Raw genomic sequence first — 26,999 nt, forward strand, 5'->3', positions numbered from 1 at the left:
AAGGACGAAACGAAACATGTCAATTTTCCTCAACAAGGATTCCAAAGTCATCGTCCAGGGCATCACCGGCGGTGAAGGCACCAAGCACACGGCCCTGATGCTCAAGGCCGGCACCAACGTCGTCGGCGGAGTCAACGCCCGCAAGGCCGGCACCACCGTGCTCCACGGTGATGTCGAACTGCCCGTCTTCGGAACCGTCGCCGAGGCGATCGAGAAGACCGGCGCCGACGTGTCGATCGCTTTCGTTCCGCCCGCCTTCACCAAGGACGCCGTCATCGAGGCCATCGACGCGGAGATCCCGCTGCTCGTCATCATCACCGAAGGCGTCCCCGTCGGCGACTCGGCCGAATTCTGGGCGTACGCGCAGAAGAAGGGCAACACGACCCGGATCATCGGTCCGAACTGCCCCGGCATCATCACCCCCGGTGAGGCGCTCGTCGGCATCACCCCCGCGAACATCACCGGAAAGGGACCGATCGGTCTCGTCTCGAAGTCGGGAACCCTGACCTACCAGATGATGTACGAACTGCGTGAGATCGGGTTCTCCACCGCCATCGGCATCGGCGGGGACCCGATCATCGGGACCACCCACATCGACGCCCTCGCGGCGTTCGAGGCAGACCCGGAGACGAAGGCCATCGTCATGATCGGTGAAATCGGTGGAGACGCCGAAGAGCGCGCCGCCGACTACATCAAGGCCCACGTCACGAAGCACGTCGTCGGGTACGTCGCCGGCTTCACCGCTCCCGAGGGCAAGACCATGGGCCACGCCGGCGCCATCGTCTCGGGCTCCGCCGGAACTGCTGCCGCCAAGCAGGAAGCACTCGAGGCCGCAGGCGTCAAGGTCGGCAAGACCCCGTCGGAGGCCGCCCGCCTCATGCGCGAGATCATCGCCGGACTGTAACCAGACGGATTCTGCAGGCGAAGGGCGACAGGGAACTGTCGCCCTTCGTCGTGTCTGGCGTGGCAGGCACGACCAGGCCTGCCTGACAGCTAAACTTCGAGTCGAATGAACCGCACAACAGTCGCCATGCTCGCCGCACTCGAGGCGCTTCTCGCCGTCGCCATCGGCATCGGCATCTCACTTGTCCCGTTGACGATCCTCTGGGCTGTCGAATCCGGATTCTCGGTCGACTGGGTCCTCTTCTGGCGCGGTGCCGTCGACATCTGGCTCCTCGGCAACGGCGTCGACATCGAGGTCACGCTCCCGTCCGCCGTGGTCGCATCGACCGGGCTTGCCGCTGCGGCGGATCCGTTCCCCGTCACCATCGCGCCTCTCGCGCTCACCGCGTTCGCCGTCGTCATGGGTGCCCGTGCCGGCATCCGGGCCTCGGCGACCCGGTACTGGCAGACCGCGGTCGCTGTTGCACTCGTCACCGTGGTCGTCCTCAATGTCCTGGCCGCGCTCAGCAGCACTGATGACACACTCCGGCCGTCGCTGCTGCAAGCCGCCGTCCTGCCCGGGCTTGTCTACGCGTTCGGCCTGGCCATCGGAGTGCTCCGGGGGCGTCACCGCATCCCCGCCGGACACGGCGGAACGATCGGCCGGCTCCTGACCCGACTCCAGGACCGGCTCGACGAGCGCTTCGACCGCTTCGACCGCGCCGTGGCCGGGGCCGCTCTTCGCGGTGGCGGTGCCGCAGTGACCGGAATTCTCGGGCTGTCGGCGGTGCTCCTCACGCTGCTGCTGTTTCTCAACTTCGGACTGGTCACGAGCCTGTACCAGGGTGCCCAGCTCGGTGTCGTCGGCGGCGCCGCGACCACGCTCGCACAGATCGCCTTCGTGCCGAACCTCGTCGTGTGGACGGCTTCGTGGCTGGTCGGGCCGGGGTTCGCCCTCGGCGCAGGCAGCTCCATCTCGCCGGTGAACACCGTCGTCGGACCGATCCCTGGCCTGCCGATCCTCGGCGCGGTCCCGAGCGGTGACTTCGCTTTCGGCTTTCTCGGACTCCTCGTGCCGGTGCTGGTCGGATTCTTCGCGGCGTCCCTCGTGCGCCCGCGCCTCGTCGCCGCGCTCTCCGGCAGGCCCCTCGTCGGCCGGCTGCTGGTCGCCGCCGCCGGCATCGGCGTCGTCGCGGGGATCTCCCTCGGACTGCTGGCCTGGTTCTCGGCCGGTGCCATCGGCCCCGGCCGCCTCGGCGTCGTCGGCCCGAACCCGTGGCTGGTCGGGCTGTTCGCAACCATCGAGGTCGGGATCGCCGCGATGATCGGGATGGCGTCGGGCAGCAGGCCGGCGGAGACTCCAACGGTGTCGACGCTCCGCACGGCCGACCGGGTCCGCTAGCCGCTGACATCTGGCGAGCCGACCCGTTCGTCACCGGTAGAATTGCCGGGTGCTCTCAATCGTCGTGCTGATCTCGGGCACGGGGTCCAACCTCCGTGCGCTCCTCGAAGCTTCCGCCGACGCCGAGTATCCGGCGCGGGTGATCGCCGTCGGCGCCGACCGCGAAGCCCCCGGTCTCGCGCACGCCGAGGAATTCGGCATCCCTTCCTTCACCGTTCCGTTCAGCTCGTACGACAGCCGTGAGGCCTGGGGAGCCGCCCTCCTCGAGCAGATCCGGGTCTGGAATCCGGACCTCGTCGTGCTCTCCGGCCTGATGCGCCTGCTGCCGCCCAACGTCGTCGAAGCTCTCACGCCGAACATCATCAACACGCACCCGGCGTACCTGCCCGAGTTCCCCGGGGCGCATGGAGTCCGCGACGCGATCCGCGCCGGGGTCGAACAGACCGGGGCATCCATCATCGTCGTCGACAACGGTGTCGACCAGGGCCCGATCATCGTCCAGGAGCGCATACCCGTGCTGCCGGGTGACACCGAGCACGAGCTGCATGAGCGCATCAAACCCGTCGAACGCCGGCTGCTGGTGCAGACGGTGCTCGACATCGCCAACGGCCTCGACCTCGGCGCTCTGTCGACCCGACGCCTCCCCGCAACAATCAAGGAGTAGACCATGGCAGGCCCCAGTCACGACAAGAGCCTCTACCGGGAACGCGACGTCGTCCCCATCACCCGCGCACTGATCTCGGTCAGCGACAAGACGGGTCTTCTCGACCTGGCGCGGGCGCTTGCCGGCGCCGGCGTCGAAATCGTGTCGACGGGTTCCACCGCCCAGACCATCCGGGACGCCGGCTTCGATGTCGTCGACGTCGCCTCGGTGACCGGCTTCCCTGAGTCGCTCGACGGCCGGGTCAAGACGCTGCACCCGTCGGTGCACGCCGGCCTGCTTGCCGACCTCCGGCTGGCGTCGCACGAGCAGCAGCTCGACGACCTCGGTGTGGAGCCGTTCCAGCTCGTCGTCGTCAACCTGTACCCGTTCGTCGAGACCGTGGCCAGCGGCGCGGAGAACAACGACGTCGTCGAACAGATCGACATCGGCGGCCCCGCCATGGTTCGCGCCGCGGCGAAGAACCACCCCAACGTCGCCATCGTCGTGTCGCCGGAGAGCTATGGGGAGGTCATCGAAGCCGTGAACTCCGGCGGAACCACCCTCGCCCAGCGCCGCGAGTTCGCCGCCCGTGCGTTCTCTCACACGGCGGCATACGACACCGCCGTCGCCGGCTGGTTCACCGACACCGCCGAAGGCTTCGGCGCGTCGCTCACGATCCAGGCCGAGCTGGCCCACGTGCTGCGGTACGGCGAGAATTCGCACCAGGAAGCCGCCCTGTATCTCCGCTCGGGCGGGCAGGGCATCGCGCAGGCCGCGCAGCTGAACGGCAAGGAGATGAGTTACAACAATTTCGTCGACGCCGACGCCGCCGTGCGCGCCGCCTACGATTTCATCCAGCCGGCCGTCGCCATCATCAAGCACGCCAACCCCTGCGGCATCGCCATCGCCGCGCCCAAGGCGCCGGATGCGATCGCGTCGGCCCACAGCCGCGCCCACGCCTGCGACCCGGTCTCGGCCTTCGGCGGAGTGATCGCCGCCAACCGCATGGTCACCCTGAAGATGGCGGAAACCGTCAAGGAAATCTTCACCGAGGTGCTCGTGGCTCCCGGCTTCGACGACGATGCGCTCGACGTGCTGAGGACCAAGAAGAACCTGCGCATCCTTCAGCTGCCGGAAGGATTCACCCCCGAGCCGCTCGAAGCGAAGCAGGTCTCCGGCGGCATCCTCGTGCAGCAGGCTGACCGGTTCCCGCGCGAATCCGTCACCTCCACCTGGACCCTGGCCTCCGGCGAGCCGGCCGACCCCGAAACGCTCGCCGACCTCGCCTTCGCCTGGAAGGCCTGCCGGTCGGTGAAGTCCAACGCCATCCTGCTGGCCAGCCACGGAGCATCCGTCGGTGTCGGAATGGGCCAGGTGAACCGGGTCGACTCCTGCCACCTCGCCGTCACGCGGGCCGGAGATCGGGCAGCAGGGTCCGTCGCGGCATCCGACGCCTTCTTCCCGTTCGCCGACGGCCTGCAGGTTCTGCTCGACGCCGGTGTGCGCGCGGTCGTGCAGCCCGGCGGTTCTGTGCGGGACCCCGAGGTCATCGCCGCTGCCCAGGCAGCCGGCGTGACCATGTACTTCACCGGGGAACGCCACTTCTTCCACTGAATCCGCTATGACCCGGCCGGGAATCCGCCGCCAGGGTGGCCGGGGGAGCGGCGCGCGGATCGTGCGTCCTCCCCGGGCCGATAGGCTCGAACCCATGACTGTTTCGTGGGCGCGCAAGCTCGTTTCCTCCTTCCTGACCGCCCTGACCGTTGCGGTCGTCACCCACGCGGCGAGCATCTTCCTCTTTTTCGTCTCGCAGCAGTACCAGGCGGCGACGCTGACGCAGGTCAGTGAGTTCTACTTCTTCGCCACCCTGTTCAGCGTCGTCCTGCTGTTCGCCTTCGCCCTCCTCGGGGTCTTCCGTCGCTGGTACACGGCGATCGCCGCCGGTTTCGTCGCCGGCGTCATCGCGTGCTTCGCCGGGTCCGGGCTCACCACGGTGATCGGTGGCTTCGCGCTCGACGCCGCGACGCTCGCGTTCCTGTGGGGCACCTTCCTCAGCCTCAACGGCGTGTACGTCATCGTGCTCTCGATCGTCGCCGCGACGATCGGCCGGGCCGTCTACAACCGTGCGATCGCGTTCCGCTCGGCGCAGTCCACCACCGGGCGCCGGATCGCGCTGGTGCGGATGCCGGCGGGGAACCTCGCCGAAGGACAGCTCACGCACGTGGAACGCACCGACGTCGACACCGAGCTCGCTGACAAGCAGTGGGACGGGTACATCGCCGCGCTGGAGGAGAACGGGTGGACCACCCGTGAGGTCGGTTTCGCCGAGTCGATGGCCGACTCCGTCTTCGTCGAGGACACCCTCGTGCTGCTCGGAAACACGGCGGTGGTCACCCGCGCGGGAACCGAAAGCCGCCGCGCCGAGGCAGAAGCAGCGGAAGAGACGGCGAGCGACCTCGGCCTGCGCATCGAACGAATCATGACCCCGGGCACCCTCGAGGGCGGCGACGTGCTCAAGGTCGGCACCACCCTCTATGTCGGGCGTTCCAGCCGGACCAACGCCGACGGCATCCGTCAGTTGCGTGCTATCGCCGCGCCGCTGGGCTACTCGGTCGTCGCCGTGCCTGTGACGCGGGCGCTGCATCTGAAAACGACGATGACCGCCCTCCCGGACGGCACCCTGCTCGGCCACCCCGACCTGGTGGACGACCCCGCCTTCTTCCCACACTTCCTCGCCGTTCCGGAGCGTGAAGGCGTCGCCGTCGTCGTCCTCGCGGATGACACCGTGCTGATGTCGTCGTCGGCGCCCGCGACCGCCGCGCTGCTCGAGGATCGCGGCTACACCGTCGTGACCGTCGACATCAGTGAGTTCGAGAAGCTCGAAGGGTGCGTCACCTGCCTCTCCGTGCGGGTGCGCTGACGCGTATCACGCGAAAAAGTTCTTGCCTGTTCCCTCTGGATGGGCATAAGCTGTGAGGCTGTCGCGGCTCGACCCTGCAGGCGGGCTGACGACATTCCGGTTGAGGAGGACTGTCATGACGTACATCAGCAACGCGCCGACACACGGGTCGACGGAATACCGCGTCACGGTCCGCTATGCCTCAGCCGGGCGCCGACCGGTCACCCCGGTGTCGTAGCCCCGTTCGACCGCGCTTCGGCGCGAACGCGATTCCGGTAGACCCGGAATCGGCGACGTTTTCTGCGTCCACATGACGCAACCCCCCTTTTTTCGTGCACTGCACTGCGCTGGCCGCCGAAGGCGCAGAGAAGAGAAGTCCGTTCATGTCCCGTCCCCCCGACTCCCACAAGTCCGACTCCCACAAATCCGAGTTGTCGACAGCCGCTGCGCTCGCACGGATCCTGCCGTACGCGCGGAACGCGCTGCCGCGCATTCTTCTCGGCATGGGCGCCGCGCTCGGCGCCGGCCTCGTCGCACTCTGCATTCCCCTCGTCCTCGAAAAGCTCGTCGACGGTCCCCTGTCGACAGGCGACACCTCGCAGATCGCGCCTGCGGTCCTTGCCGTCCTCGGCCTCGGTGTTCTCGAAGCGGCGATGATCGCGCTGCGCCGCTGGTTCGTGCTCAAGCCGGGCACCCACGTCGAAGCGCGGATGCGCAACGCCCTGTACGCCCGGCTGCAGGACCTGCCGGTCTCGTTCCACGACCGGTGGCAGTCCGGGCAGCTGCTGTCGCGTGCCGTGAGCGACCTCAACCTGATCCGACGCTGGCTGTCGTTCGGGCTCGTCCTGCTCGTGGTCAACACGATCACCGTCATGATCGGTGCCGTCGTGCTGTTTTACTGGCACTGGCTGCTCGGCACGATCTTCCTCCTGCTCGCCGTTCCGATCTGGATCTACGGCTTCGTCTTCGAGAAGAAATACTCAGTCATCGCCCGGCGCAGCCAGGACCAGGCCGGCGACCTCGCGACCGCCGTCGAGGAATCGGTCCACGGCATCCGCGTGCTGAAGGCGTTCGGGCGCGGAAAGCATGCGCTGAGGAACTTCGAATCCCAGGCGGAGGACCTGCGCGGCACCGAGATCGAGAAGGCCAAGGCCATTGCGGGCATCTGGCTGTGGCTGCTGCTGCTGCCGGACGTCGCCTTCGCGCTGTGCCTGCTCACCGGCATCTGGCTGGCCTCCACCGGGGAGATCACCGTCGGCCAGCTGTTCGCCTTCTTCGCCACGGCGACGGTGCTGCGGTTCCCGATCGAGTCGATCGGGTTCCTGCTGGCAATGACGTTCGACACCCGCACGGCCACCGACCGGTTCTTCGAAGTGCTCGACACGTCCAACACGATCACCGACCCGGAGCACCCGATTGCGATCGAGGACGTGCGCGGCCGCCTGAGTTTCGAGGACACCCACTTCCGGTACCAGGACTCGCCCGACGGCGTCCCCGACCTGCTCGACGGCGTGAATCTCACCCTCGAGCCGGGGGAGACGATGGCACTCGTCGGCCTGACCGGGTCGGGCAAATCGACCCTGACGGCGCTCACCACCCGCCTCTACGACGTCACCGGCGGCGCCGTGAAGCTGGACGGTGTCGACATCCGCGACCTCAGCCGGGAAGAGCTGCGTACCCACATCGCGATGGCTTTCGAGGACGCGACGCTGTTTTCGGCATCCGTTCGCGACAACGTCCTGCTCGGCCGGGGCGAGCTCGACCCGCACAGCCCGGAAGCCGACGCCGTGCTCAACGAGGCGCTCGAGATCGCGCAGGCGCAGTTCGTGCGGGACCTCCCGGACGGCGTCGAGACGAAGGTCGGTGAGGAGGGCCTCAGCCTGTCCGGCGGCCAGCGACAGCGCCTCGCGCTCGCCCGTGCGGTCGCGGCGAAACCTGCCGTTCTCGTCCTGGACGACCCGCTGTCGGCGCTGGACGTCGACACCGAAGCGCTCGTGGAGGCGGCGTTGCGACGCATCCTCGCGTCGACGACGGCCCTCATCGTCGCCCACCGGCCGTCGACGGTGATGCTCGCCGACCGGGTCGCGCTGCTCGAGGACGGGAAGGTGACGGCGGTCGGCCGGCACAGCGACCTCCTCGCCACGAGCGAGCACTACACCTTCGTGATCTCGAGCCTGGAAGACGAAGAGAAGCGCGAAGCGGCCGAGAAGATCGACAAGACGCTGGGCGATCCCAGTTTCGATGCGGAAAGCGTGGAGGCAGGAGCATGACGAACGCGTCAGTGCACGGCGTCGAGGGCGAGGAGCGCGACGACTTCACCAAGCAGGAGAGCGCCCAGATCCGGGCGCGCTCGCTGCGACTGCTCGGCTCGCTCCTGCGGCCGCTGCGGCTGCGCGTCGTGCTCACCATGCTCGTCGTTGTCGTGTCGACGGCCGCCCAGGTCGCCGGGCCGGCGCTCATCGCGTTCGGCATCGACCGTGGCCTGCCCGCCGTGATCGAGCGGAACGACTGGATGCCCGCATTCCTTCTCGTGGGGGTGTACCTCGTCACCGGACTCGGTGGTGCCATGCTGATCGCCTGGTACATCGTGCTCAGCGCCCGGATCAGCCAGGCGATCCTGATCGACCTGCGCAAACGGGTGTTCCTGCAGACGCAGAAACTGAGCCTCGAATTCCACGAAAGCTACACCTCCGGCCGGATCATCTCACGCCAGACCAGCGACCTCGACGCCATCAAGGAACTGCTCGACTCCGGCATCAACCAGCTCGTCTCCGGGTTCCTCTACATGCTGTTCACCGGCATCGCCCTCTTCCTGATGGACGGGGTCAGCGGCCTCGTTCTGCTCGGCGCGCTCGTTCCGCTGTTCGTCCTGACCCGCTGGTTCCAGAAACGGTCCCAGACCCTGTTCCGTCAGTCCCGCGTGGCATCCGCCCGGGTCATCGTGCAGTTCGTCGAGACGATGACCGGCATCCGTGCTGTGAAGGCGTTCCGCAAGGAGAAGCGTAACGAGAACGAATTCGGCCGGGTCGTCGAGGAGTACCGCGACGTCAACGCGCGGGTGATCCAGCTGTTCGGTGTCTTCGATCCCGGGCTTGTCCTGATCGGCAATGTCGCGGTTGCCGTGGTGCTGCTCCTCGGTGCGTTCCGGGTGGTCGACGGGTCGCTCGCGATCGGCGCGCTGCTCGCCGTCGTGCTGTACACCCGCCGGTTCTTCGACCCGATGGAGGAGATGGCGATGTTCTACAACTCCTACCAGTCCGCGGCGGCCGCGCTGGAGAAGATCTCGGGTGTGCTCGAGGAGAAGCCGACGGTCCCTGACCCGGTCGCCCCGGTCGACCTGTGGACCGCGCGGGGCCATGTGCAGTTCCAGGACGTCACCTTCGCGTACAAGGGCGACACCGTCGTGCTCCCGCACTTCACCCTCGACCTGCCGGCCGGCCAGACCGTCGCCCTCGTCGGTTCGACCGGTGCGGGCAAGTCGACGCTGGCCAAGCTCATGTCGCGGTTCTATGACCCCACGGAGGGCACCGTCACCCTCGACGGCGTCGACCTCCGGCAGCTGCACCCGAAGGACCTCCGTCGCGCGATCGTCATGGTCACCCAGGAGGCGTACCTGTTCTCCGGGTCGGTCGCCGACAACATCGCGATCGGAAAACCGGAAGCCACCGCAGAGGAGATCACGGCGGCGGCGAAGGCGGTCGGAGCCGACGGGTTCATCCGCGCCCTCCCGAACGGTTACGACACCGATGTGAACAAACGGGGCGGACGGGTCTCCGCCGGCCAGCGACAGCTGATCTCGTTCGCGCGGGCGTTCCTCGCCGACCCGGCGGTGCTGATCCTCGACGAGGCGACGGCGTCGCTCGACATCCCCAGCGAACGGCTCGTGCAGGAAGCCCTGCAGACGCTCCTGGCCGAACGCACCGCCGTCATCATCGCGCACCGGTTGTCGACCGTGGCAATCGCCGACCGTGTGCTCGTGATGGAACACGGCACCATCGTCGAGGACGGGACCCCGCGCGACCTCATCTCGGGAACCGGGCGGTTCGCCCAGTTGCACGCCGCGTGGCGGGACTCGCTGGTCTAGTCTCACGCGGGTGTGCTGGCCCTGCGCGGGTGCTTCGGCGCCCGCGCAGGGCCGTTTCGCCCGCGCGACGGTGTGGCGACGCCAGCGCTCCGGGGAAGGGCTCGCGCCCTGGGACGCTCGTCCGCGATCCGCACGTCGACTTCGCGCGGGTGTTTCTGCCGCGCGCGGGTGGTATTTCACCCGCGCCCGGCAATGTGACCCGCGCGGGCCACTCAGCAGAGTCGGCGCGCCCCGGTCACACGAAGGCGGATGCCGCCAGCCGGTACGTGCCGTCGGCCCGCGACACCAACGGGGTCGCTTCGGCGCGGTAGTGCTCGAGGGCTTCGTCGTCGTGGCAGGCCGGCGGCAGGCCGCCGGCGCGAACGACACGCCACCACGGGACGTCGCTCCCGTGGTGCGCCATCACCCGGCCGACGCCCCGCGCCGACCGAGAGCCGATCGTGGCAGCGACCTGCCCGTAACTCATCACGCGGCCGCGCGGGATGGATGCCACGACATCCAGCACGCCGTCGACGAAGTCGTCCGGCGAGAGCCGCTGCGGATCAGAGCTTGCGGACGGCGACGGTTTCGCCATACTGCGTCTCGCCGACGGGTTCGAAGCCGACGTGGAGGAAGAACTGCTCAGGACCTGATTCGCCCGGCTCGAAGATGACGTTGACGTGGTCGAAGCCGCGCTTGGCCGCTTCGTCGCTGAGCGCCTGGACGGCGTAGGTGCCGACGCCGCGGCCCTGGTCGTCGGCGTCGACGTTGATCCGCCACAGGATGCTGGCGAACTCGTCGTTGGAGTCGGGATCGAAGTTGGCCTGAACGAAACCGACGACCTCCTTGCCGTCGAGGATGACGCGCTGCCACGTCGTAGCCGGGTTCACGACAGCCGCCGCGACCGAATAGGAGACCGGGGCCACGAACTGCTCCTGGCCGGGCTTGAGCGTCAGCGCGTTGACCGCGACGATCGTTGAGGCGGACAGTTCTTCAAGTCTGAGGTCAGGCATGGTGCAAGGCTATCCGGAACCGAGGCCAGTCCGATAGCGAGACGGCGGGCGTCGTCACATTTCGCCGGATGTTCACATTCGACGGAGTGGACGGAAGGGCGGCAAACGCCGGTATCTCTCGATATCAAGATAGTTGTGAGCCTCAGGTAAGCTTGACGCGGCCGTACGGCCCCACAAACGAGGAGCTCCTTTTGTCAAAAATTAAGGTTGAAGGCACCGTCGTCGAACTCGACGGCGACGAGATGACCAGGATCATCTGGCAGTCCATCAAGGACACCCTGATTCACCCGTATCTCGACGTCGACCTCGAGTACTACGACCTGGGCATCCAGAAGCGTGACGAGACGAACGACCAGATCACCATCGACGCGGCGCACGCCATCCAGAAGCACGGCGTCGGCGTCAAGTGCGCGACGATCACCCCTGACGAGGCGCGGGTCGAGGAATTCGGCCTGAAGAAGATGTGGAAGAGCCCGAACGGCACCATCCGTAACATCCTCGGCGGCGTCATCTTCCGTGAGCCGATCATCATCTCGAACATCCCGCGCCTGGTGCCGGGGTGGAACAAGCCGATCATCATCGGCCGCCACGCGTTCGGCGACCAGTACCGTGCCACCGACTTCCTGTTCAAGGGCAAGGGAACGCTCACCGTCGAGTTCACCCCGGAGGACGGCTCTGAGCCGCAGAAGTTCGAGGTCTACCAGTCGCCTGGGGACGGCATCGCGCAGGTGCAGTACAACCTCGACGAGTCCATCCGTGACTTCGCCCGTGCCAGCCTCAACTACGGCCTCACCCGCAACTACCCGGTGTACCTCTCTACGAAGAACACGATCCTCAAGGCCTACGACGGCCGGTTCAAGGACATCTTCCAGGAGATCTTCGACGCCGAGTTCAAGGAGCAGTTCGATGCTGCCGGCCTGACCTACGAGCACCGCCTCATCGACGACATGGTGGCATCCGCCATGAAGTGGGAGGGCGGTTACGTCTGGGCCTGCAAAAACTACGACGGCGACGTGCAGTCCGACACCGTCGCGCAGGGCTTCGGCTCGCTCGGCCTCATGACCAGCGTGCTGGCCACCCCGGACGGCAAGGTCGTCGAGGCTGAGGCCGCTCACGGAACGGTGACGCGTCACTACCGGATGCACCAGCAGGGCAAGCCGACGTCGACGAACCCGATCGCGTCGATCTTCGCCTGGACCCGCGGGCTGCAGCACCGCGGCAAGCTGGACGGCAACGACCAGCTCATCGAGTTCGCGCACACCCTGGAAGACGTGGTCATCAAGACCGTCGAATCCGGCAAGATGACGAAGGACCTCGCGCTCCTCGTCGGTCCCGAACAGTCGTACCAGACCACCGAGGAATTCCTCGCTGAGATCACGACGAACCTCAAGACCCGCCTGGGCTAACCCGGCGAAACGACGAATGCCCCCGATCGCGAGATCGGGGGCATTCGCTGTTCACGGCGCCGGTCAGGACGTGCAGGCGGTCGACACCTCGGAGAGTGCGGTCTCGGTTTTGCCCAGTACCTCAGTGAGGGAGTCCGGGTTCACATTGTCTGGGTCGTCAGCTGCCGTGCGCACTTCCGCCGCGTAGGCCACGAGCGCCTTCTCCGCAGCTTCGATGGTCTTCTTCACGTCGGCATTAGTGATCTTGTCGTGGGCAACCGCAAAAGATGCCGCAAGCTTTTCTGTTGCGTCGGCGGTGGCAGTGTGATCGCCATCGAACTCAGAAACGCTCTCCATAAAATCTTCCGCGGCTTTCTGAGTGGTGGTCTGTACGACCGCGCATGCTTCGGCGGTGGACTGGCCTCCGGCGCAGCCGGTGAGCAGGAGCGCGGCGACGGTGACGATACCGAGAACTGATGCTCGGGCAAGACGGGTACGGGGCACGAAGAGTCCTCTGCTTGGCGGGTTGGGAACCCGAGAACGGTACATGCAAATCCTGAGGGAAACCCGGGCGGGCGGTTCTGCCAGACTGGAAGGAACTCACAGAAAGCAGGCTGGGATGGCTGAGATTGTGATCGTCGGCAACGCAGAGGAAGCAGGCGAACTGGTCGCCGACGCCGTGGTCGCGCTGATCGCCCGAAAGCCGGATGCCGTCCTCGGCCTCGCCACCGGGTCGACGCCCCTCGCGGTCTATTCGGCGCTCGCCGCACGAGCGGGTTCCCTCGACCTGGGGCGAGTCTCCGGTTTCGCCCTGGACGAATACGTCGGGCTTCCGGCCGATCACCCGCAGAGCTACCGCTCCGTGATCACCCGCGAGGTCGTCGAACCGCTCGGACTCGACCCGGAGCGGATCCACGTCCCGAACGGCAGCACCGGGAGCATCCAGTCCGCCGGAGTCGAGTACGAACGCGCCATCGTCGCCGCCGGAGGAATCGACCTGCAGCTTCTCGGCGTCGGAACCGACGGCCACATCGGCTTCAACGAACCGGGCTCATCTTTCGCGTCGCTCACCCGGGTCAAAACCCTCACCGAGCAGACCCGCCGCGACAACGCACGCTTCTTCGGCTCGCCCGACGAGGTGCCGATGCACTGCATCACCCAGGGACTCGGCACGATCCTCCGTGCCGAGCACCTCGTGCTGCTGGCGTTCGGAGAGGGCAAAGCGGATGCCGTCGCGGCATCCGTCGAGGGCCCGCTCGCCGCGCGAATGCCCGGCTCCGCGATCCAGCTGCACCCCCACGCGACGGTCGTGCTCGATGAGGCCGCCGCATCGAGGCTGGCGCTCACCGAGTACTACCGGTACGCGTGGGCGAACAAGCCGGACTGGCAGGGCATTTAGCCGCGAGTTGCTGAGGTTGCAGGGGTCGGCCGCGGTCGGAACCACCGCAAGTCCAGCACGTCGCGAGATGGGGCTAGGTCGTGAAAAGCGCATCCACGCCGGCGAAGTATTTTTCCGCGTCGAATGAGGCGACGAGCGTCGACTGCACGATGTAGCCCTGGCCGATGCCGAGGAGGACGGGTGTCACGGACTCCGCCCACTCGGCGGGGTGGGGGCGCGACGGGTGCGGGTTCTGTGCGGCCCACGCCCCGAGGTACAGCGCAAGAGCGCCGCGCACCCGTGCGAACACCCGATCGACCAGGGTCGAGATCTCCGGAGTGACGACGGCCTCCGCCCAGACCTGCAGCAGCGCCCGGGTGCCCGCGAACTCATCAGCCACCCGGGTCACCATCAACCGGATCACCTCGGCCGGGGAGGGCACGACGCCGGCAGAAGCGAAACGCTCGAGCTCGAGCGAGCGTTGTCCGAGGATGCGTTCGGCCACCGCCACGACGATCGCCTGCTTGCCCGCGTAGTGACCGTAGATGGCACCCGCCGAGAGTCCGGACGCGTCGATGATGTCGGCCATGGACGTCGCCTGGAATCCGCGTTCCGAGAAGCACCGCAGCGCGGCATCGGCGATCTCATCCCGCCGGGCCTGGCGGTACTCGGTGCTGACTCTGGGCATGCGCCCAGCCTAAAAAGAATGATCGTTCTTGACAAGTTTTCACGCCGGTGGTTCGCTATTAAGAACAAACATTCTTTTTAGGAGGGGCCATGTCCGCCCACACCATCCCAACCTCCGGGCCGACGCCGATCGGCCGCATCCTGGGCCTGATTGTGGGGCTCTCTGCGGCCGTGGCCCTGATCCTGCTGGCCTTCTCCTGGCCGGCGGTGACGAGTGAGCCGAAGAACCTCCCCGTGGCCATCTCGGGTGAGGCCGCACAGGTTGAGCGCGCACGCACCGCCCTCGATGAAAACGCGCCAGGCGTGCTCGATCTCGTCGAGGTCGGCAGCGAAGACGAGGCCAGGGCGCGCATCGAGGATCGCAGCGTCTACGGCGCGATCCTGCTGTCGTCGCAGCCCGAGGTGATCGCGTCATCCGCTGCCAGCCCGGTCGCAGCACAGATGCTCACCGGCCTCGCCGGCCGGCTCCAGGAGATGGCGAACCAGGCGGCGGCCGCGCAAGGGATTGTCCTGCCCGAGCCGATCGTTGTTCCGGTGACGGATGTCGTGCCCCTCGCAGACTCGGATCCGCGAGGAGCCGGCCTCGCATCGGCGACGTTCCCGCTCCTCATCGGCGGGATCCTCGGCGGAATCGCCATCTCGCTCACGGTCGTCGGTGTCTGGCGACAGATCGGCGCGGTGCTCGGTTACGTCGTCGTCGCCGGGGTGGTCATCGCCGCCATCCTGCAGCCCTGGTTGGGTGTCCTCCACGGAGACTTCCTTGTGAACTCGGCTGCGGTCGGCCTGGCGCTCCTGGCGATAGCCGCTCCCTTCCTCGGCTTCACCGCAGTCTTCGGGCGCGCCGGGATCGGGGTCGGGGTCATCCTCTTCGTGCTCATCGCGAACCCGATCGCGTCCGCCGCTGCGCCACCGCAGTTCCTGCCCGAACCGTGGGGTGCGGTCGGGGCCTGGTTCCCTCCCGGCGCGGCAGCGACCCTTCTCAGGAACCTGTCGTACTTCCCTGCGGCAGATGTCGGCTTCCCGCTGGCCGTGCTCGCTACCTGGGCTGTGATCGGGCTCCTGCTGGTTGCTGCCGGGCTGTTCCGGGCGTCGCCCGGTCGGCCGGACGAGGATCGTGCGGAAAAGGTTGAGGTCCGGGAGCCGGTGCTCAAGGCGAGCTGAGGCCGCGAGGTGCTGAAGTTGCAGGGGTTCTGCACGGCGTGAACCGCCTCACAGTCAGCAACTCGCGGGGGGTCAGAAGACCTTGCCCGGGTTGAGGATGCCCTGCGGGTCGAAGACCTGCTTGATCTGGCGCTGAAGCTCGAGCTGGTCGTCGCCCAGCTCGAGCCCGAGCCAGCGCTTCTTGAGGATCCCGATGCCGTGCTCGCCGGTCAGCGTGCCGCCGAGCCGGAGCGCGGCCCCGAACAGCTCGTCGGCGGCGAGCCAGATCTGCTCGGGCACCTCCGGCCCGGCGAAGATGAAGTTCGGGTGCAGGTTGCCGTCGCCGGCGTGAGCGACGGTCGGGATCCGGATGCCGTACCGCTGCTCGATCCGCACGATCTCCGCGAACATCGCCGGCAGCGCCGACCGGGGCACTGATACGTCCTCGATGAGAGTGGTGCCGAGACGCTCCATCGCGGGGTGCATCGACCGGCGGACCGCGAGGAGGCGTTCTCCTTCGACCGGGTCGGTCGACAGGGCCCCGCGGCCGCCGACGGAGAGGATCACCGCGAGGGCGGCATCGGCTTCCTGCTGCGCCGCCGGACCGTCGGTCTGCACGACGAGGTGGGCCTCACCGGTGGTGATCCCGGGGAGGTCCAGCAGGGTGGCCGCCGCCTCGAGGGAAGCGGAGTCCATCAGCTCCATCACCGACGGCTGGATCCCGGCGGCGGTGATCGCTGCTGCCGCCGCCGCAGCATCCGTCACGCTCGGAAAGTAGGAGGCGATCGTCGCGATCGTGCCAGGCACGGCGCGACGGATGCGCACCGTCGCCTCGACGATGACGCCGAGGAGCCCCTCCGAGCCGACCATCAGCGCGGTCAGGTCGAACCCGGTGACGCCCTTGACGCTGCGGTGCCCGAGGTCGAGCAGGCGCCCGTCGGCGAGCACGACCTTGAGGCCGAGGACCGCGTCGCGGGTCACGCCGTACTTGGCGCAGAGCAGGCCGCCGGCGTTGGTGGCGATGTTGCCGCCGACGGTCGAGATCGCCCGGGACGCCGGGTCGGGGGCGAACCAGAACCCCTGCGCCGCGAGGATCTCGTTCAGCCGCCCGTTGAGGATGCCCGGTTCGACGACCGCGAGCTGGTCGGCCTCTTTGATCTCGAGGACCCGGTCCATCGCCGCCGTCGAAAGCACGATCTCACCGGCCGAAGCGATGGCGCCTCCCGCGAGCCCGGTGCCTGCGCCGCGGGTGACGACACCGGTTCCGGTGGAACTGGCGATGCGCATCACCGCCTGGACGTCGGCGACGGTGCGCGCGGTGACGACGGCGAGCGGGGCGGATGCCGACCGGTGGCCCGATTTGTCGGCCTGCGCGATCGACAGCGTGGCGGCATCCGTCGAGACGGCGTCGCCGAGCGCGTCGACGAGCTGCTCGACGACGGTGGTCATCCCAGTTCCCGGCGCCCGTTCACGACGCCGCTGACCGTTGCAACGACGGCGAAGGCGATGGCGACGACCGGCACGCCGAGGTCCCACCAGGCGAGGGCTGCTGCGCCCATCACGGCGATCTCGACGAGTGCCTTGCCGTAGACATCGACCGCGAACACGGCCTTCGGCGAGCGGAACAGGGCCCAGAGCAGGATGGCGACGGCCGGAAGCAGGATGCCGACCGCGATGTTCCAGGGGAACGGCCAGGAGGCGAACCCCCAGATGGCGAGGCTGATCACGGCGAAGATCTCGAGGAAAAACCTCAGGATGTCGTTGGGGGTGAGAGCAACTTTGTCGCTGGAATCCGGCACTGATCCAGTGTAGAGGTTCGTCATTTGAAGATGATGGTCCTGGCGCCGTCGAGCAGCACGCGATCCTCGGCGAACCACTTCACCGCCTGGGTGAGGGTGCGGCTCTCTTCGTCCTGGCCGATCGCGACGAGTTCGCTCGCGCTGCGGGAGTGGTCCACCCGCACGACGTTCTGCTCGATGATCGGGCCCTCGTCGAGGTCGCTGGTGACGAAGTGCGCCGTCGCACCGATGAGCTTCACTCCGCGGGCGTGGGCCTGCCGGTACGGGTTCGCTCCCTTGAATCCGGGCAGGAAGGAGTGGTGGATGTTGATCGCGCGGCCGGCGAGGCGCTCGCAGAGCTCGGGGGAGAGGATCTGCATGTACCGGGCGAGGACGACGAGTTCGATGTCGAACTCCTCGACCGCCTCGAGGATGCGGTTCTCGAACGCGGCCTTCGACGCGGCATCCGTCACCGGACGCGATTCGAACGGCACGCCGTAGAAGGCCGCGATGTCGCGGAGGCTGCCATGGTTCGACAGCACGAGCGGGATCTCGACGCTCAGCTGGCCGGCGCGCTGGCGGAAGAGCAGATCATTAACGCAGTGCGCCGCCGTCGAGGCGAGCACGAGGGTGCGCAGGGGGCGGCCGACGACGTCGAGCCGCCAGGTCATCTCGTACGTGTCGGTGACCGGCGCGATGACCGCCTCGAACTCGGCACGGTCGCCGGGGGACTCGACCTGGAGGCGCATGAAGAAGCGCCCGGTGTCGGCGCTGGAGAACTGCTGGCTTTCGGTGATGTTGCCGCGCGCGGAGACGATGGCGCCGCTGATGGCGTGCACGATGCCCGGTCGGTCGGCACAGACGAAGGTCAGGACCCAGTGGTTGAGGTGTTCGCGGTGGGGGATGGTCACGCCTCTAGGCTATTGCAGTCCGGATGCCGCCTCGCCGTTGACAGGCACCCTCGGTTAGACTGGTCGGCGGTCGGCGCAGCCCGTTCGGCCCTGGGCGCGCACATCAGCGCGTAGACGAACTCGGCCGTCGCCGAGTGAACGCCGTCGTTGGATTCCCCGATGACCACTTCTCCCATCCCCGTCACTCCCCGCGCAGTACACCCGCCGACCGGACCGTTCCCCTGGATCGGACTGATCGCCCTCTCCGGCACGGTCTTCCTCTCGATCTCCAGCGAGATGATCCCAACCGGCCTGCTGCCGGAGATGAGCGCGTCGCTCGGCGTCTCGCCGTCGCAGATCGGCCTCCTGGTGACGGTGTTCGCCTTCACCGTCGTGCTCTCGAGCGCACCGCTCACGGCGCTGACCGGAAAGATCCCGCGGCACGCCCTGATGGTCGCGGTTCTCACCCTCCTCGGCGTGAGCAACCTCCTGACCGCCCTCGCGCCGACCTATGAGCTCGTGCTCATGACCCGGGTGCTCGGCGGGCTCGCGCACGGCCTGTTCTGGGCCCTGGTCCCGGCGTATTCCGCACACCTCGTCGACCGGGAACACCTCGCCAGGGCCGTGTCGATCACCCTCGCCGGGGGAACCATCGCACTGGTGCTCGGCGTGCCGCTCGGCACGGCGCTCGGGCAGGCCGTCGGCTGGCGCTGGGCGTTCGCGGCGATCGCACTCGCCCTGTTCCTCGGCGTGCTCGCCGTGATCCTCTGGCTGCCGCCGGTGGAGCGGGACAAACCGGTTCACGCGGATGCCGCCTCCCGCCGCGACCCGACGATCCTCGCGGTGGGTCTGCTCTGCGTCACCGTCGCCGTCGTCATGATCGGCAACTACACCTTCTACACGTTCATCGCCCCGTACCTGATCGACCGGCTGGGGGTCGCCCCCGAATACCTCAGCGCCGTGCTCTTCGCCATCGGCGCCGCCGGGGCACTCGGGCTCGTCCTCGCCGGTACCGTCTTCGGCAGGCACACAAGCGCGGGGCTCGTGATCGGGCTCGCCGTCACAGCGGTTGGCGCCGGCATCGCCGCGGTGGCGACGCAGGTGCTGTGGGTGTCGCTCGGCGGCATCGTGCTGTGGGGCGTCGCCTTCGGCCTGGTGCCGCCGCTGTTGCAGACGCGCCTGCTGCACACGGCAAGTTCGCGTATCCGCGACACGGCCAGCGCCTTCTACACGACGGCATTCAACGTGGGGATCGGCGGAGGGGCGCTCGTCGGGGCCCTGCTCCTCGACTGGCGTGGCCTGGAGGCGCTGCCGATCGCGACGATCGTGCTCGTGATCGCCGGCCTGATCGTCGTCCTGCTGTCGATACGGGTGACGAGGCGGGGAACGAACCGGCGCGCCCGGTGACGGGCCCGGGTTCCCGTGTGGTCCGGCGGCACACGGTGGACGGTTAAACTGGGGGAACACCCGCGACACAATCCGAAAGTCCTCCATGGTATTCATCCTGCTGGCCTTCCTCGTGGTTTCGTGCGCCGCGACGGGTCTGACGGGATGGCTCTCCACTCGGGTTTTCTACCTGCTCTCGGTGCTCCCGTTCGCGGCCTTCGCCTACACGCTCGCGCAGGCGCCGGTCGTCCTCGCCGGCGGGGCGGTGACCGAAAGCATCCCCTGGATTCCGCAACTGGGCATCGCGCTCTCGTTCCGGGTCGACACCCTCGCGTGGCTGCTCGCCCTCATCGTGACTGGCGTCGGCGGACTCGTCCTTCTCTATTGCGCGCGCTATTTCACGCCGGACGAGCCCGGCCTCGGCCGCTTCGCCGGACTGCTTCTGGCTTTCGCCGGCACCATGTACGGGCTCGTCACGGCCGATGACCTCGTCGTGATGTTCATGTTCTGGGAGATCACGAGCGTTCTCTCCTACCTGCTCATCGGGCACTACGTCGACCGCAAGGAGAGCCGTGGTGCCGCCCTCCAGGCGTTGCTCGTCACCACCTTCGGCGGGCTCGTCATGCTCGTCGGTGTCGTGATGATCACCGTTCAGGCGGGGACGACGTCGATGGCATCGATCATCGACCAGTGGCTCGAAGGGCCGGCCACCACGGTCGCCATCCTCCTGCTCCTCGTCGGTGCCCTGTCGAAGTCGGCCATCGTGCCGTTCCACTTCTGGCTTCCGGCCGCGATGGCGGCCCCGACGCCGGTCAGCGCCTACCTGCACGCCGCAGCCATGGTGAAGGCCGGCATCTACCTCGTCGCCCGGTTCGCGCCGGGATACGCCGACACCCCCGGCTGGACGCCGGTGCTCGTCGGGCTGGGTGTGGTGGCGATGCTCGTCGGCGCCTGGCGTTCGCTGCGGCAGTACGACCTCAAGCTCGTCCTCGCCTACGGCACGGTCAGCCAGCTCGGCTTCCTCATGGTGATCGTCGGTTTCGGGGGCCACGACGCCGCTCTGGCCGGCGCCGCGCTCCTTCTCGCCCACGCCCTGTACAAGGCCGCGCTCTTCCTCGTGGTCGGCGTGATCGATCACCGCACCGGCACCCGGGACTGGCGCAAACTCTCGGGTGTCGGCCGCCAGTCGAGGATGCTCGCCGGCATCACCCTCGTCGCCGTCGCGTCGATGGCCGGCATCCCGCCGCTGCTCGGGTTCGTCGCCAAGGAGGCGGTGTTCACCGCCTTCCTCGAAGCCGGACTGGCCGGAGACCCGTGGGGCTGGATCGCGCTCGTCGGCACCGTCCTGGGCTCCATGCTCACCGTCGCATACAGCGCCCGCTTCTTCTGGGGAGCCTTCGCCACCCGGAAGGATGCCGCGCCCTCGGAACTCTCCTCCCACGGCTGGGGGATCCTGATCGCTCCCGGCCTCCTCAGCGCGGCCACGATCGTGCTCGGGGTCGGAGCCGGGCCTCTGGTCGATCCGGCACTCCGCCCGTACGCGGAAACGATGCCGGGGCCGGGGGACTACCACCTCGCGCTCTGGCACGGCTTCGAACCCGCCCTCGCGCTGTCCGCCCTCGTGCTCGCCGTCGGCCTCCTCCTGTTCTGGCGGCGCGCCTGGGTCGCCCGGGTCCAGGACGCGCTTCCGTCGACGCTGGACGCCTCCCGCGGTTACTGGCTCAGCGTCCGCCTCGTCGACCGCCTGGCGGCTCGATCGACGATCTTCGCCCAGCGCGGCGGACTTCCCCAATACCTCGGCACCATCCTCGTCGTCTACGTGCTCACCCTCGGAGTCGCCAGCGCGCTGAACCGGACCTGGCCTGACAGCATCCGCCCGTGGGACTACCCGGAACAGGTCTTCGTCGCCGTCGCCATCGCGATCGGGGCCATCGCCGCCGGCCAGGCAAGGCAGCGGATGAGCGCCGTGCTCCTCGTGGGGACGACCGGGTTCGGCATGGTCGCCCTGTTCGCCATGCACGGTGCGCCCGACCTGGCGCTCACCCAGGCCCTCGTCGAGATGGTCACCCTCGTCGTCTTCGTGCTCGTGCTCCGGCGGCTCCCGACGAAGATCGCCCAGCGCAACAAGCCGGTGAAACGGCTGCTACGGGCATCGATCGGCGTCGCGGTCGGTGCGACCATGGCCGTCGTCGCGGTGATCGCCCTCGGCGCGCGCCAGGACGAGAGCATCGGCACCGAATGGCCCCGGCTCGCCGGAGAAGCGCACGGGCGCAACATCGTCAACACGGTCCTCGTCGACATCCGCGCCTGGGACACGATGGGTGAGATCTCAGTGCTCGTCGTCGTCGCCACCGGAATCGCGAGCCTGCTCTTCGTCACCGGGCGGGCCGGTCCGATCCCGAGGCTCGTGGGTTCCCGGCAGCAGCGCCGGGGGCAGAACCGCAGACGGGTCCTCGTCGACCCGCTCGCCCCGGGCCCCGAGGCCAGTTCCAGCCGGATGAGCTGGCTGCTCGCCGGGCGCACCCTCGCCCCCGACCACCGATCGGTCCTGCTCGAGGTCCTCGTGCGGCTGCTGTTCCACCCGGCGATCCTCGTCTCGGTCTACTTCCTGTTCGTCGGGCACAACGCACCGGGCGGCGGCTTCGCCGGCGGTCTTCTCGCGGGACTCGCGCTCGTCGCCCGGTACCTCGCCGGCGGACGCTACGAACTGGCCGAGGCGATCCCGATCGACGCCGGGAAGATCCTCGGCGTCGGCGTGGCGCTCGCCGCCGGCTGCGGTGTCGTCTCGCTGTTCTTCGGAGTCGAAGCGTTGTCGTCGGCGTATCTCGAGGCCGATGTCCCCCTGCTCGGCCACCTGTCGTTCGGAACGTCGACGATCTTCGACTTCGGCGTCTACCTCGTCGTCGTGGGTCTCGTGCTCGACATCCTCCGCAGCCTCGGCGCGGAAATCGACAGGCAGCAGGAGCAGGCCGATCTCAGCGAAGAGTCGAAGGACGATTTCTCGGGGAGCGAGGTGGCCCGATGACCGCCTCAGCCACCCTCATCGTGCTCATGGCCGTGCTCTACGCCGTCGGCATCACCGTGATGCTCGAACGCAGCCTCACCCGCGTGCTGATCGGCTTCATGCTCGTCGGCAACGCCACCAACCTGCTCATCCTGCTGGTGAGTGGACCGAGCGGAACGGCGCCGATCGTCACCGGCACCAGCGCCGATGAGGCCATGGCTGACCCGGTGCCGCAGGTGCTCATGCTCACGGCCATCGTCATCAACTTCGGCATCACGGCGTTCGTGCTCGCCCTGATCTATCGGTCCTGGTGGCTGGCGCAGCTCGGTGACCAGGGCGACGTGGTACCCGACCAGCACACCGGCGAGACCGAAGCGACGACAGAGGCCCCCTTCGACGCGGTCGACCTGGATGACGCGGCCCTCCAGAAGATCCTGGCCGACAGCGATGAACACCCGTATGAGCCCGGCAGAGGATTGGAGGAGAACCGATGAGTGCCCTCGTTCCCCTCCTCGTCCTGCTTCCCCTGCTCGGTGCGGCCGGCGCGCTCGTGCTCGGCGCCTACCGCCGGGCGCAGGTCCTCGTCAGCACCCTCACCCTCACGGCCGTCACCGTCCTGAGCGCGATCCTGCTCGTGCACGTCGACCGCCACGGTCCCGTCGTCGTCGATGTGGGCGGCTGGGATGCACCGTTCGGCATCGTGCTCGTCGCCGACCGGCTTGCGATGATCATGGTGCTCATCGCGGCGCTCATGCTGCTCGGCGTTCTGCTCTTCGCTGCGGGGCAGGGCATCGCGGACGGCGACCGGGAAACCCCGGTGTCGATCTTCCACCCGACCTACCTCGTGCTCGCGGCCGGGCTGTTCGTCGCCTTCATCGCCGGCGACCTGTTCAACCTCTACGTCGGTTTCGAGATGCTGCTCTCGGCTAGCTATGTCCTGCTCACCCTCGCCGGCACCGGCGCGCGCATCCGGGCCGGCGTGACGTACATCATCGTCAGCCTCACCTCGTCGATCATCTTCCTGGCCTCCATCGCGTTCATCTACGCGGCCACCGGAACGGTGACGATGGCCCTCATCGCCGAACGGGTCCGGGACCTTCCCGCCGACGTGCAGCTGATCCTCTGCATCTCGCTGCTCGTCGCCTTCTGCATCAAGGCGGCCGTGTTCCCGATGTCGTTCTGGCTGCCGGACTCCTACCCGACCGCCCCGGCCCCGGTCACGGCGGTGTTCGCCGGCTTGCTGACCAAGGTCGGCGTCTACGCCATCATCCGCACCGATACGGTGATGTTCACGGACGTCAATATCGACATCCCGCTGATGGTGATCGCCCTGCTGACCCTGATCATCGGGATCCTCGGCGCGCTCGCCCAGGCCGACATCAAGCGACTGCTGTCGTTCACCCTCGTCAGCCACATCGGCTACATGATCTTCGGCATCGCCATCGGCAGCCAGGCCGCGCTCGCCGCGACGATCTTCTACATCGTCCACCACATCATCGTGCAGACGACCCTGTTCCTCGCGACAGGACTGGTCGAACGGGTCGGGGGAACGACGTCGATCAATCGGGTCGGCGGCATCCTCAAGGCGTCACCGTTCGTCTCGGTCCTCTTCTTTCTCGGCGCGATGAACCTGGGGGGGATCCCGCCGTTCTCCGGGTTCCTCGGCAAGTTCGCCCTCTTCGACGCGGGTGTCACGCTCGGGTCGCCGCTGTCGTACCTGCTCATCGCCGCCGGCGCCGCGACCTCGCTCCTCACCCTGTACGCCCTGGCGAGGGTCTGGAACATGGTGTTCTGGCGGCCCCGGGGAGATGTCGAAGGGTACTCATCGCCGTTGCTCGACTCGCTCAAGGAGAACCCCGACGATTCGGGCGGAACGGTCCGCACCAAGAGCGTGCCCCGCCTGATGCTCGCGGCGACGACCGGCATGGTCGTGCTCACCGTCTGCCTCACGGTCTTCGCCGGCCCGCTCTTCAACCTGGCCAGCCGCACCGCTGCGGACTTCGACTCGCCGACCACCTACGTCGACGCCGTCTTCCCGGAGGCTTCACCGTGAGCCCGGAATCCCGCCGCATCAGCGTCCGCAGCCAGATCGTGCTGCTGGCCGGGCTCGTCGTCCTCTGGTGCCTGCTCTGGGGCCAGTTCACGGTGCTGAGCGTTTTGAGCGGGATGGTGCTCGCGGTCGTGATCTCGCTCGTCTTCTACCTGCCAGCCATCGACCTCAGCGGCCGGATCAACCTCTGGCACACCGCGGTCTTCTTCGTCCGGCTGATCGTCGACATCTGCCGGGCCTCGCTCGAGGTTGCGTGGCTCGTCATCGACCCGCGATACAAGCCGTCGAGCGCCATCCTCGCCATCGCACTCGACACCCGGTCGGACCTCATCATGACGTGGACCGCCGAAGCGATCTCGCTCGTACCCGGATCGATCGTCGTCGACGTCGACCGGCAGGAGTCGGTTCTCTACGTGCACGTCATCAACGTTCAAACCGACGACGACCTCGAACGCTTCCGCGCGAGCGTGTTCGCCACCGAGAAACGCCTCGTGATGGCGATCGGCTCGACCGACGACGTGTGGCGCGTGCAGCAGCCGAACGAGCTGACCCGATCGTCCCGACGGGGGAGGAACTGATGCAGATCGCGATTGTTCTCGCCGGCCTGCTCTTCGGAGCGGGCGCCGTCGCCGCCCTGTACCGGGTGATCCGGGGACCCAGCCTGCTCGACCGGGTGATCGCATCCGACGTCTTCGTCGTGACGATCATGTGCGTGCTCGGCGCCGAGATGGCGTTCAACCATCACACGGAAACCCTGCCGGTGCTGCTCGTGCTCGGGGCCTTCGCCTTCGTCGGTTCGGTGAGCTTCGCCCGGTTCATGGCGAAACAGGACCAGACATGACCGGCGACGAGATCCGCGAGATGGTCACTGTGGGCCTGGTCCTGGTGGCCGCCCTGATGTGTTTCGCCGCCGGGGTCGGGCTTCTCCGGTTCCCCGACGTGCTCTCGCGCCTGCACGCCGCCACGAAGCCGCAGATCCTCGGGCTGATGGCCGTCGCGGCGGCGATCGCCGTCAACAACGCGACGATCGGCACGTTCGCGCTGCTCACGGCCATCATCATCTTCCAGGGACTGACCGCGCCGATCACCGCGCACATGGTCGCTCGGGCGGCCTACCGGTCTGACCACCTGCGCCGCGACTTCCTCATCCGGGACGAACTCTCGGAGAGCATCGACCGGGTCGACGAGGACAACGCCGGCAGCCCGGCGACGGCACCCCGGGACACCCCCGACTAGCGGATCCGTGCCCCGGCGGCCCAGGCCGCGGTGACCGAGAACGACGCGTCGAGCAGCAGCGCATCGGCGGCGAAGCCGACATCGAGTCGGCCGAGGTCGCCGGAGCGACCGATCGCGCGGGCCGGGGTCTCGGTGAGCGCCCTCACCGCTTCGGCCAGCGCGATTCCGGATGCGGTGACCGCACGGCGCAGGGCGGCGTCCTGCGTGAGGGTCGACCCGGCGATCGAGCCTCCGCCGGCCAGCCGGGCCACACCGTCCACGACGTCGACGGTGAGCGAACCGAGCTGGTAGGTGCCGTCCGTCGACCCGGCGGCCGCCATGGCATCCGTCACGAGGGCGATCCGCCCGGGCGCCGCGCTGAACGCGATCCGCACGACCTCGGGATGCACGTGCACGCCGTCGTTGATGATTTCGAGGGTGACCGACGGGTCCGCCGCCGCCGCGGCGACCGGACCGGGGTTGCGGTGGTGGATGCCGTTCATCGCATTGAACGCGTGGGTCAGGATGCTCGCGCCCGCCTGGAACGCGGCTCGTGCGCCGTCGAAGTCCGTGTCGGTGTGGCCGACGGCGACGACGACACCGGCGGCGGTGAACTGGCGGATCGCCTCCATCCCTCCCGGCAGCTCCGGCGCGAGGGTGACCTGGCGGATCGTCCCGCGGCCGGCGGCGAGGAGGCGGTCGATCACGGCCGGGTCGGGGGAGAGCAGCAGGGCGGGGTCGTGGGCTCCCTTGTGGCCAACGTCGAGGAACGGGCCCTCCAGGTGTGAGCCGAGGATCGTGGGGTCGTCGCCGGCCAGCCCGGCGACGAGGGCCACGCGGTCGACGAGGTCGTCGATCGTGCCGGTGACGAGGGAGAGCACGGACCGCGTGGTTCCGTGTGCCCGGTGCACGGCAAGGGCGGTGCGGATGCCGTCCGCGTCGCTGTCAAAGGAGCATCCGCCGCCGCCGTGGCCGTGGATGTCGACGAAGCCGGGAACGAGCAGGGCACCGGCCGCGTCGACCGCGTCGATCGGCTGCAGCTCCCGCCAGCCGCCTCCCGATCCGGTGGCTGTGACGGTTGCCCCGGTGAAGGCGACGTAGCCGTCATCGACCTCGGTTCCTCCTGAGACGAGCCGGGCAGAGTGAAGGACCAGGTCGGGCCGCGGAGGAAAGGTCACGTCGTC

25 protein-coding genes are annotated in these 26,999 nt (G+C 68.0%); 17 read left to right on the plus strand and 8 right to left on the minus strand.

Annotated features, from left to right (window positions below):
- Positions 1-16 precede the first annotated feature (16 nt).
- The 7 genes from sucD to ABIE24_RS09860 all read left to right on the plus strand — a co-directional run bounded on the left by sucD (position 17) and on the right by ABIE24_RS09860 (position 9,910).
- Positions 17-904 carry a succinate--CoA ligase subunit alpha gene (sucD, locus tag ABIE24_RS09830; RefSeq protein ID WP_354499159.1) on the plus strand — a complete coding sequence of 296 codons (888 nt, stop codon included), beginning with the start codon at positions 17-19 and terminating at the stop codon, positions 902-904.
- Between the two features lie 105 nt (positions 905-1,009).
- Positions 1,010-2,284, plus strand: a complete 1,275-nt coding sequence (locus ABIE24_RS09835) for a cell division protein PerM (RefSeq protein WP_354499161.1) — start codon at positions 1,010-1,012, stop codon at positions 2,282-2,284.
- Between the two features lie 49 nt (positions 2,285-2,333).
- Positions 2,334-2,948: a phosphoribosylglycinamide formyltransferase gene (purN, locus tag ABIE24_RS09840; protein WP_354499163.1), complete on the plus strand. Its 615-nt coding sequence runs from the start codon at positions 2,334-2,336 to the stop codon at positions 2,946-2,948.
- A 3-nt stretch (positions 2,949-2,951) separates the two neighbouring features.
- Complete coding sequence (purH, locus tag ABIE24_RS09845; RefSeq protein WP_354499165.1) at positions 2,952-4,541, plus strand: bifunctional phosphoribosylaminoimidazolecarboxamide formyltransferase/IMP cyclohydrolase; 1,590 nt, start codon at positions 2,952-2,954, stop codon at positions 4,539-4,541.
- A gap of 94 nt (positions 4,542-4,635) precedes the next feature.
- Positions 4,636-5,847, plus strand: coding sequence for a dimethylargininase (ddaH, locus tag ABIE24_RS09850; protein ID WP_354499167.1), 1,212 nt, complete (start codon positions 4,636-4,638; stop codon positions 5,845-5,847).
- A 362-nt stretch (positions 5,848-6,209) separates the two neighbouring features.
- Complete coding sequence (locus ABIE24_RS09855) at positions 6,210-8,096, plus strand: ABC transporter ATP-binding protein (protein ID WP_354499169.1); 1,887 nt, start codon at positions 6,210-6,212, stop codon at positions 8,094-8,096.
- Positions 8,093-9,910: an ABC transporter ATP-binding protein gene (locus tag ABIE24_RS09860; RefSeq protein ID WP_354499170.1), complete on the plus strand. Its 1,818-nt coding sequence runs from the start codon at positions 8,093-8,095 to the stop codon at positions 9,908-9,910. The genes ABIE24_RS09855 and ABIE24_RS09860 overlap by 4 nt, the downstream gene beginning before the upstream one ends.
- A gap of 235 nt (positions 9,911-10,145) precedes the next feature.
- Here the strand turns inward: ABIE24_RS09860 and ABIE24_RS09865 are convergent, their stop codons facing one another.
- Positions 10,146-10,484 carry an MGMT family protein gene (locus ABIE24_RS09865; RefSeq protein ID WP_354499172.1) on the minus strand — a complete coding sequence of 113 codons (339 nt, stop codon included), beginning with the start codon at positions 10,482-10,484 and terminating at the stop codon, positions 10,146-10,148.
- Positions 10,453-10,902 (minus strand): GNAT family N-acetyltransferase, encoded by a 450-nt coding sequence (locus ABIE24_RS09870; RefSeq protein ID WP_354499174.1) that lies wholly within the window; start codon positions 10,900-10,902, stop codon positions 10,453-10,455. Before ABIE24_RS09870 ends, ABIE24_RS09865 begins: the two co-directional genes overlap by 32 nt.
- 191 nt (positions 10,903-11,093) lie before the next feature.
- Between ABIE24_RS09870 and ABIE24_RS09875 the strand changes: the two genes are divergently transcribed.
- Positions 11,094-12,308 carry an NADP-dependent isocitrate dehydrogenase gene (locus ABIE24_RS09875; protein ID WP_354499176.1) on the plus strand — a complete coding sequence of 405 codons (1,215 nt, stop codon included), beginning with the start codon at positions 11,094-11,096 and terminating at the stop codon, positions 12,306-12,308.
- A gap of 63 nt (positions 12,309-12,371) precedes the next feature.
- Here ABIE24_RS09875 and ABIE24_RS09880 read toward each other — a convergent pair whose 3' ends face one another.
- Entirely contained in the window at positions 12,372-12,791 is a 420-nt protein-coding gene (locus tag ABIE24_RS09880) for a hypothetical protein (protein WP_354499178.1), read from the minus strand.
- A 115-nt stretch (positions 12,792-12,906) separates the two neighbouring features.
- Here ABIE24_RS09880 and nagB point away from each other — a divergent pair, with 115 nt between their 5' ends.
- Complete coding sequence (gene nagB, locus ABIE24_RS09885; RefSeq protein WP_354499180.1) at positions 12,907-13,686, plus strand: glucosamine-6-phosphate deaminase; 780 nt, start codon at positions 12,907-12,909, stop codon at positions 13,684-13,686.
- 73 nt (positions 13,687-13,759) lie between these two features.
- On the opposite strand, the gene ABIE24_RS09890 is transcribed toward nagB, so the two are convergent.
- Positions 13,760-14,353, minus strand: coding sequence for a TetR/AcrR family transcriptional regulator (locus ABIE24_RS09890; protein ID WP_354499182.1), 594 nt, complete (start codon positions 14,351-14,353; stop codon positions 13,760-13,762).
- An 89-nt stretch (positions 14,354-14,442) separates the two neighbouring features.
- Here ABIE24_RS09890 and ABIE24_RS09895 point away from each other — a divergent pair, with 89 nt between their 5' ends.
- The gene (locus ABIE24_RS09895; protein ID WP_354499184.1) at positions 14,443-15,513 is read left to right on the plus strand and encodes a hypothetical protein; all 1,071 of its coding nucleotides are present in this window, start codon (positions 14,443-14,445) and stop codon (positions 15,511-15,513) included.
- A 72-nt stretch (positions 15,514-15,585) separates the two neighbouring features.
- On the opposite strand, the gene ABIE24_RS09900 is transcribed toward ABIE24_RS09895, so the two are convergent.
- Genes ABIE24_RS09900 through purU form a run of 3 tightly spaced genes read right to left on the minus strand, consistent with a single transcriptional unit; the run spans position 15,586 to position 18,181 of the window.
- The gene (locus ABIE24_RS09900; protein WP_354499186.1) at positions 15,586-16,941 is read right to left on the minus strand and encodes an FAD-binding oxidoreductase; all 1,356 of its coding nucleotides are present in this window, start codon (positions 16,939-16,941) and stop codon (positions 15,586-15,588) included.
- Positions 16,938-17,315 carry a YrdB family protein gene (locus tag ABIE24_RS09905; protein WP_354499188.1) on the minus strand — a complete coding sequence of 126 codons (378 nt, stop codon included), beginning with the start codon at positions 17,313-17,315 and terminating at the stop codon, positions 16,938-16,940. The genes ABIE24_RS09900 and ABIE24_RS09905 overlap by 4 nt, the downstream gene beginning before the upstream one ends.
- Complete coding sequence (gene purU, locus ABIE24_RS09910) at positions 17,312-18,181, minus strand: formyltetrahydrofolate deformylase (protein ID WP_354499190.1); 870 nt, start codon at positions 18,179-18,181, stop codon at positions 17,312-17,314. The genes ABIE24_RS09905 and purU overlap by 4 nt, the downstream gene beginning before the upstream one ends.
- A gap of 159 nt (positions 18,182-18,340) precedes the next feature.
- On the opposite strand from purU, the gene ABIE24_RS09915 reads away from it, so the two are divergent.
- The 7 genes from ABIE24_RS09915 to mnhG all read left to right on the plus strand — a co-directional run bounded on the left by ABIE24_RS09915 (position 18,341) and on the right by mnhG (position 25,836).
- Positions 18,341-19,567, plus strand: a complete 1,227-nt coding sequence (locus ABIE24_RS09915; protein WP_354499191.1) for an MFS transporter — start codon at positions 18,341-18,343, stop codon at positions 19,565-19,567.
- Between the two features lie 85 nt (positions 19,568-19,652).
- Positions 19,653-22,571: a Na+/H+ antiporter subunit A gene (locus tag ABIE24_RS09920; protein ID WP_354499192.1), complete on the plus strand. Its 2,919-nt coding sequence runs from the start codon at positions 19,653-19,655 to the stop codon at positions 22,569-22,571.
- Positions 22,568-23,044 (plus strand): NADH-quinone oxidoreductase subunit K, encoded by a 477-nt coding sequence (locus tag ABIE24_RS09925; protein WP_354499193.1) that lies wholly within the window; start codon positions 22,568-22,570, stop codon positions 23,042-23,044. Before ABIE24_RS09920 ends, ABIE24_RS09925 begins: the two co-directional genes overlap by 4 nt.
- Positions 23,041-24,603: a Na+/H+ antiporter subunit D gene (locus ABIE24_RS09930; RefSeq protein ID WP_354499195.1), complete on the plus strand. Its 1,563-nt coding sequence runs from the start codon at positions 23,041-23,043 to the stop codon at positions 24,601-24,603. The genes ABIE24_RS09925 and ABIE24_RS09930 overlap by 4 nt, the downstream gene beginning before the upstream one ends.
- Entirely contained in the window at positions 24,600-25,178 is a 579-nt protein-coding gene (locus tag ABIE24_RS09935) for a Na+/H+ antiporter subunit E (RefSeq protein ID WP_354499197.1), read from the plus strand. Before ABIE24_RS09930 ends, ABIE24_RS09935 begins: the two co-directional genes overlap by 4 nt.
- Positions 25,178-25,441, plus strand: coding sequence for an MrpF/PhaF family protein (locus tag ABIE24_RS09940; protein ID WP_354499199.1), 264 nt, complete (start codon positions 25,178-25,180; stop codon positions 25,439-25,441). Before ABIE24_RS09935 ends, ABIE24_RS09940 begins: the two co-directional genes overlap by 1 nt.
- Positions 25,438-25,836, plus strand: coding sequence for a monovalent cation/H(+) antiporter subunit G (mnhG, locus tag ABIE24_RS09945; protein ID WP_354499201.1), 399 nt, complete (start codon positions 25,438-25,440; stop codon positions 25,834-25,836). The genes ABIE24_RS09940 and mnhG overlap by 4 nt, the downstream gene beginning before the upstream one ends.
- Here the strand turns inward: mnhG and nagA are convergent.
- Positions 25,833-26,993, minus strand: coding sequence for an N-acetylglucosamine-6-phosphate deacetylase (nagA, locus tag ABIE24_RS09950; RefSeq protein WP_354499203.1), 1,161 nt, complete (start codon positions 26,991-26,993; stop codon positions 25,833-25,835). The genes mnhG and nagA overlap by 4 nt on opposite strands.
- Between the last annotated feature and the right edge of the window lie 6 nt (positions 26,994-26,999).

The sequence above is a fragment of the Mycetocola sp. 2940 genome (assembly GCF_040548835.1).
GTDB lineage: Bacteria > Actinomycetota > Actinomycetes > Actinomycetales > Microbacteriaceae > Mycetocola_A.

Coding starts and splice junctions, on each gene's coding strand:
- sucD (WP_354499159.1), top strand. CDS start 17: ATGTCAATTTTCCTCAACAAGGATTCCAAAGTCATCGTCCAGGGCATC.
- ABIE24_RS09835 (WP_354499161.1), top strand. CDS start 1,010: ATGAACCGCACAACAGTCGCCATGCTCGCCGCACTCGAGGCGCTTCTC.
- purH (WP_354499165.1), top strand. CDS start 2,952: ATGGCAGGCCCCAGTCACGACAAGAGCCTCTACCGGGAACGCGACGTC.
- ddaH (WP_354499167.1), top strand. CDS start 4,636: ATGACTGTTTCGTGGGCGCGCAAGCTCGTTTCCTCCTTCCTGACCGCC.
- ABIE24_RS09855 (WP_354499169.1), top strand. CDS start 6,210: ATGTCCCGTCCCCCCGACTCCCACAAGTCCGACTCCCACAAATCCGAG.
- ABIE24_RS09860 (WP_354499170.1), top strand. CDS start 8,093: ATGACGAACGCGTCAGTGCACGGCGTCGAGGGCGAGGAGCGCGACGAC.
- ABIE24_RS09865 (WP_354499172.1), bottom strand. CDS start 10,484: ATGGCGAAACCGTCGCCGTCCGCAAGCTCTGATCCGCAGCGGCTCTCG.
- ABIE24_RS09870 (WP_354499174.1), bottom strand. CDS start 10,902: ATGCCTGACCTCAGACTTGAAGAACTGTCCGCCTCAACGATCGTCGCG.
- nagB (WP_354499180.1), top strand. CDS start 12,907: ATGGCTGAGATTGTGATCGTCGGCAACGCAGAGGAAGCAGGCGAACTG.
- ABIE24_RS09890 (WP_354499182.1), bottom strand. CDS start 14,353: ATGCCCAGAGTCAGCACCGAGTACCGCCAGGCCCGGCGGGATGAGATC.
- ABIE24_RS09895 (WP_354499184.1), top strand. CDS start 14,443: ATGTCCGCCCACACCATCCCAACCTCCGGGCCGACGCCGATCGGCCGC.
- ABIE24_RS09900 (WP_354499186.1), bottom strand. CDS start 16,941: ATGACCACCGTCGTCGAGCAGCTCGTCGACGCGCTCGGCGACGCCGTC.
- ABIE24_RS09905 (WP_354499188.1), bottom strand. CDS start 17,315: ATGACGAACCTCTACACTGGATCAGTGCCGGATTCCAGCGACAAAGTT.
- ABIE24_RS09915 (WP_354499191.1), top strand. CDS start 18,341: ATGACCACTTCTCCCATCCCCGTCACTCCCCGCGCAGTACACCCGCCG.
- ABIE24_RS09920 (WP_354499192.1), top strand. CDS start 19,653: ATGGTATTCATCCTGCTGGCCTTCCTCGTGGTTTCGTGCGCCGCGACG.
- ABIE24_RS09925 (WP_354499193.1), top strand. CDS start 22,568: ATGACCGCCTCAGCCACCCTCATCGTGCTCATGGCCGTGCTCTACGCC.
- ABIE24_RS09930 (WP_354499195.1), top strand. CDS start 23,041: ATGAGTGCCCTCGTTCCCCTCCTCGTCCTGCTTCCCCTGCTCGGTGCG.
- ABIE24_RS09940 (WP_354499199.1), top strand. CDS start 25,178: ATGCAGATCGCGATTGTTCTCGCCGGCCTGCTCTTCGGAGCGGGCGCC.
- mnhG (WP_354499201.1), top strand. CDS start 25,438: ATGACCGGCGACGAGATCCGCGAGATGGTCACTGTGGGCCTGGTCCTG.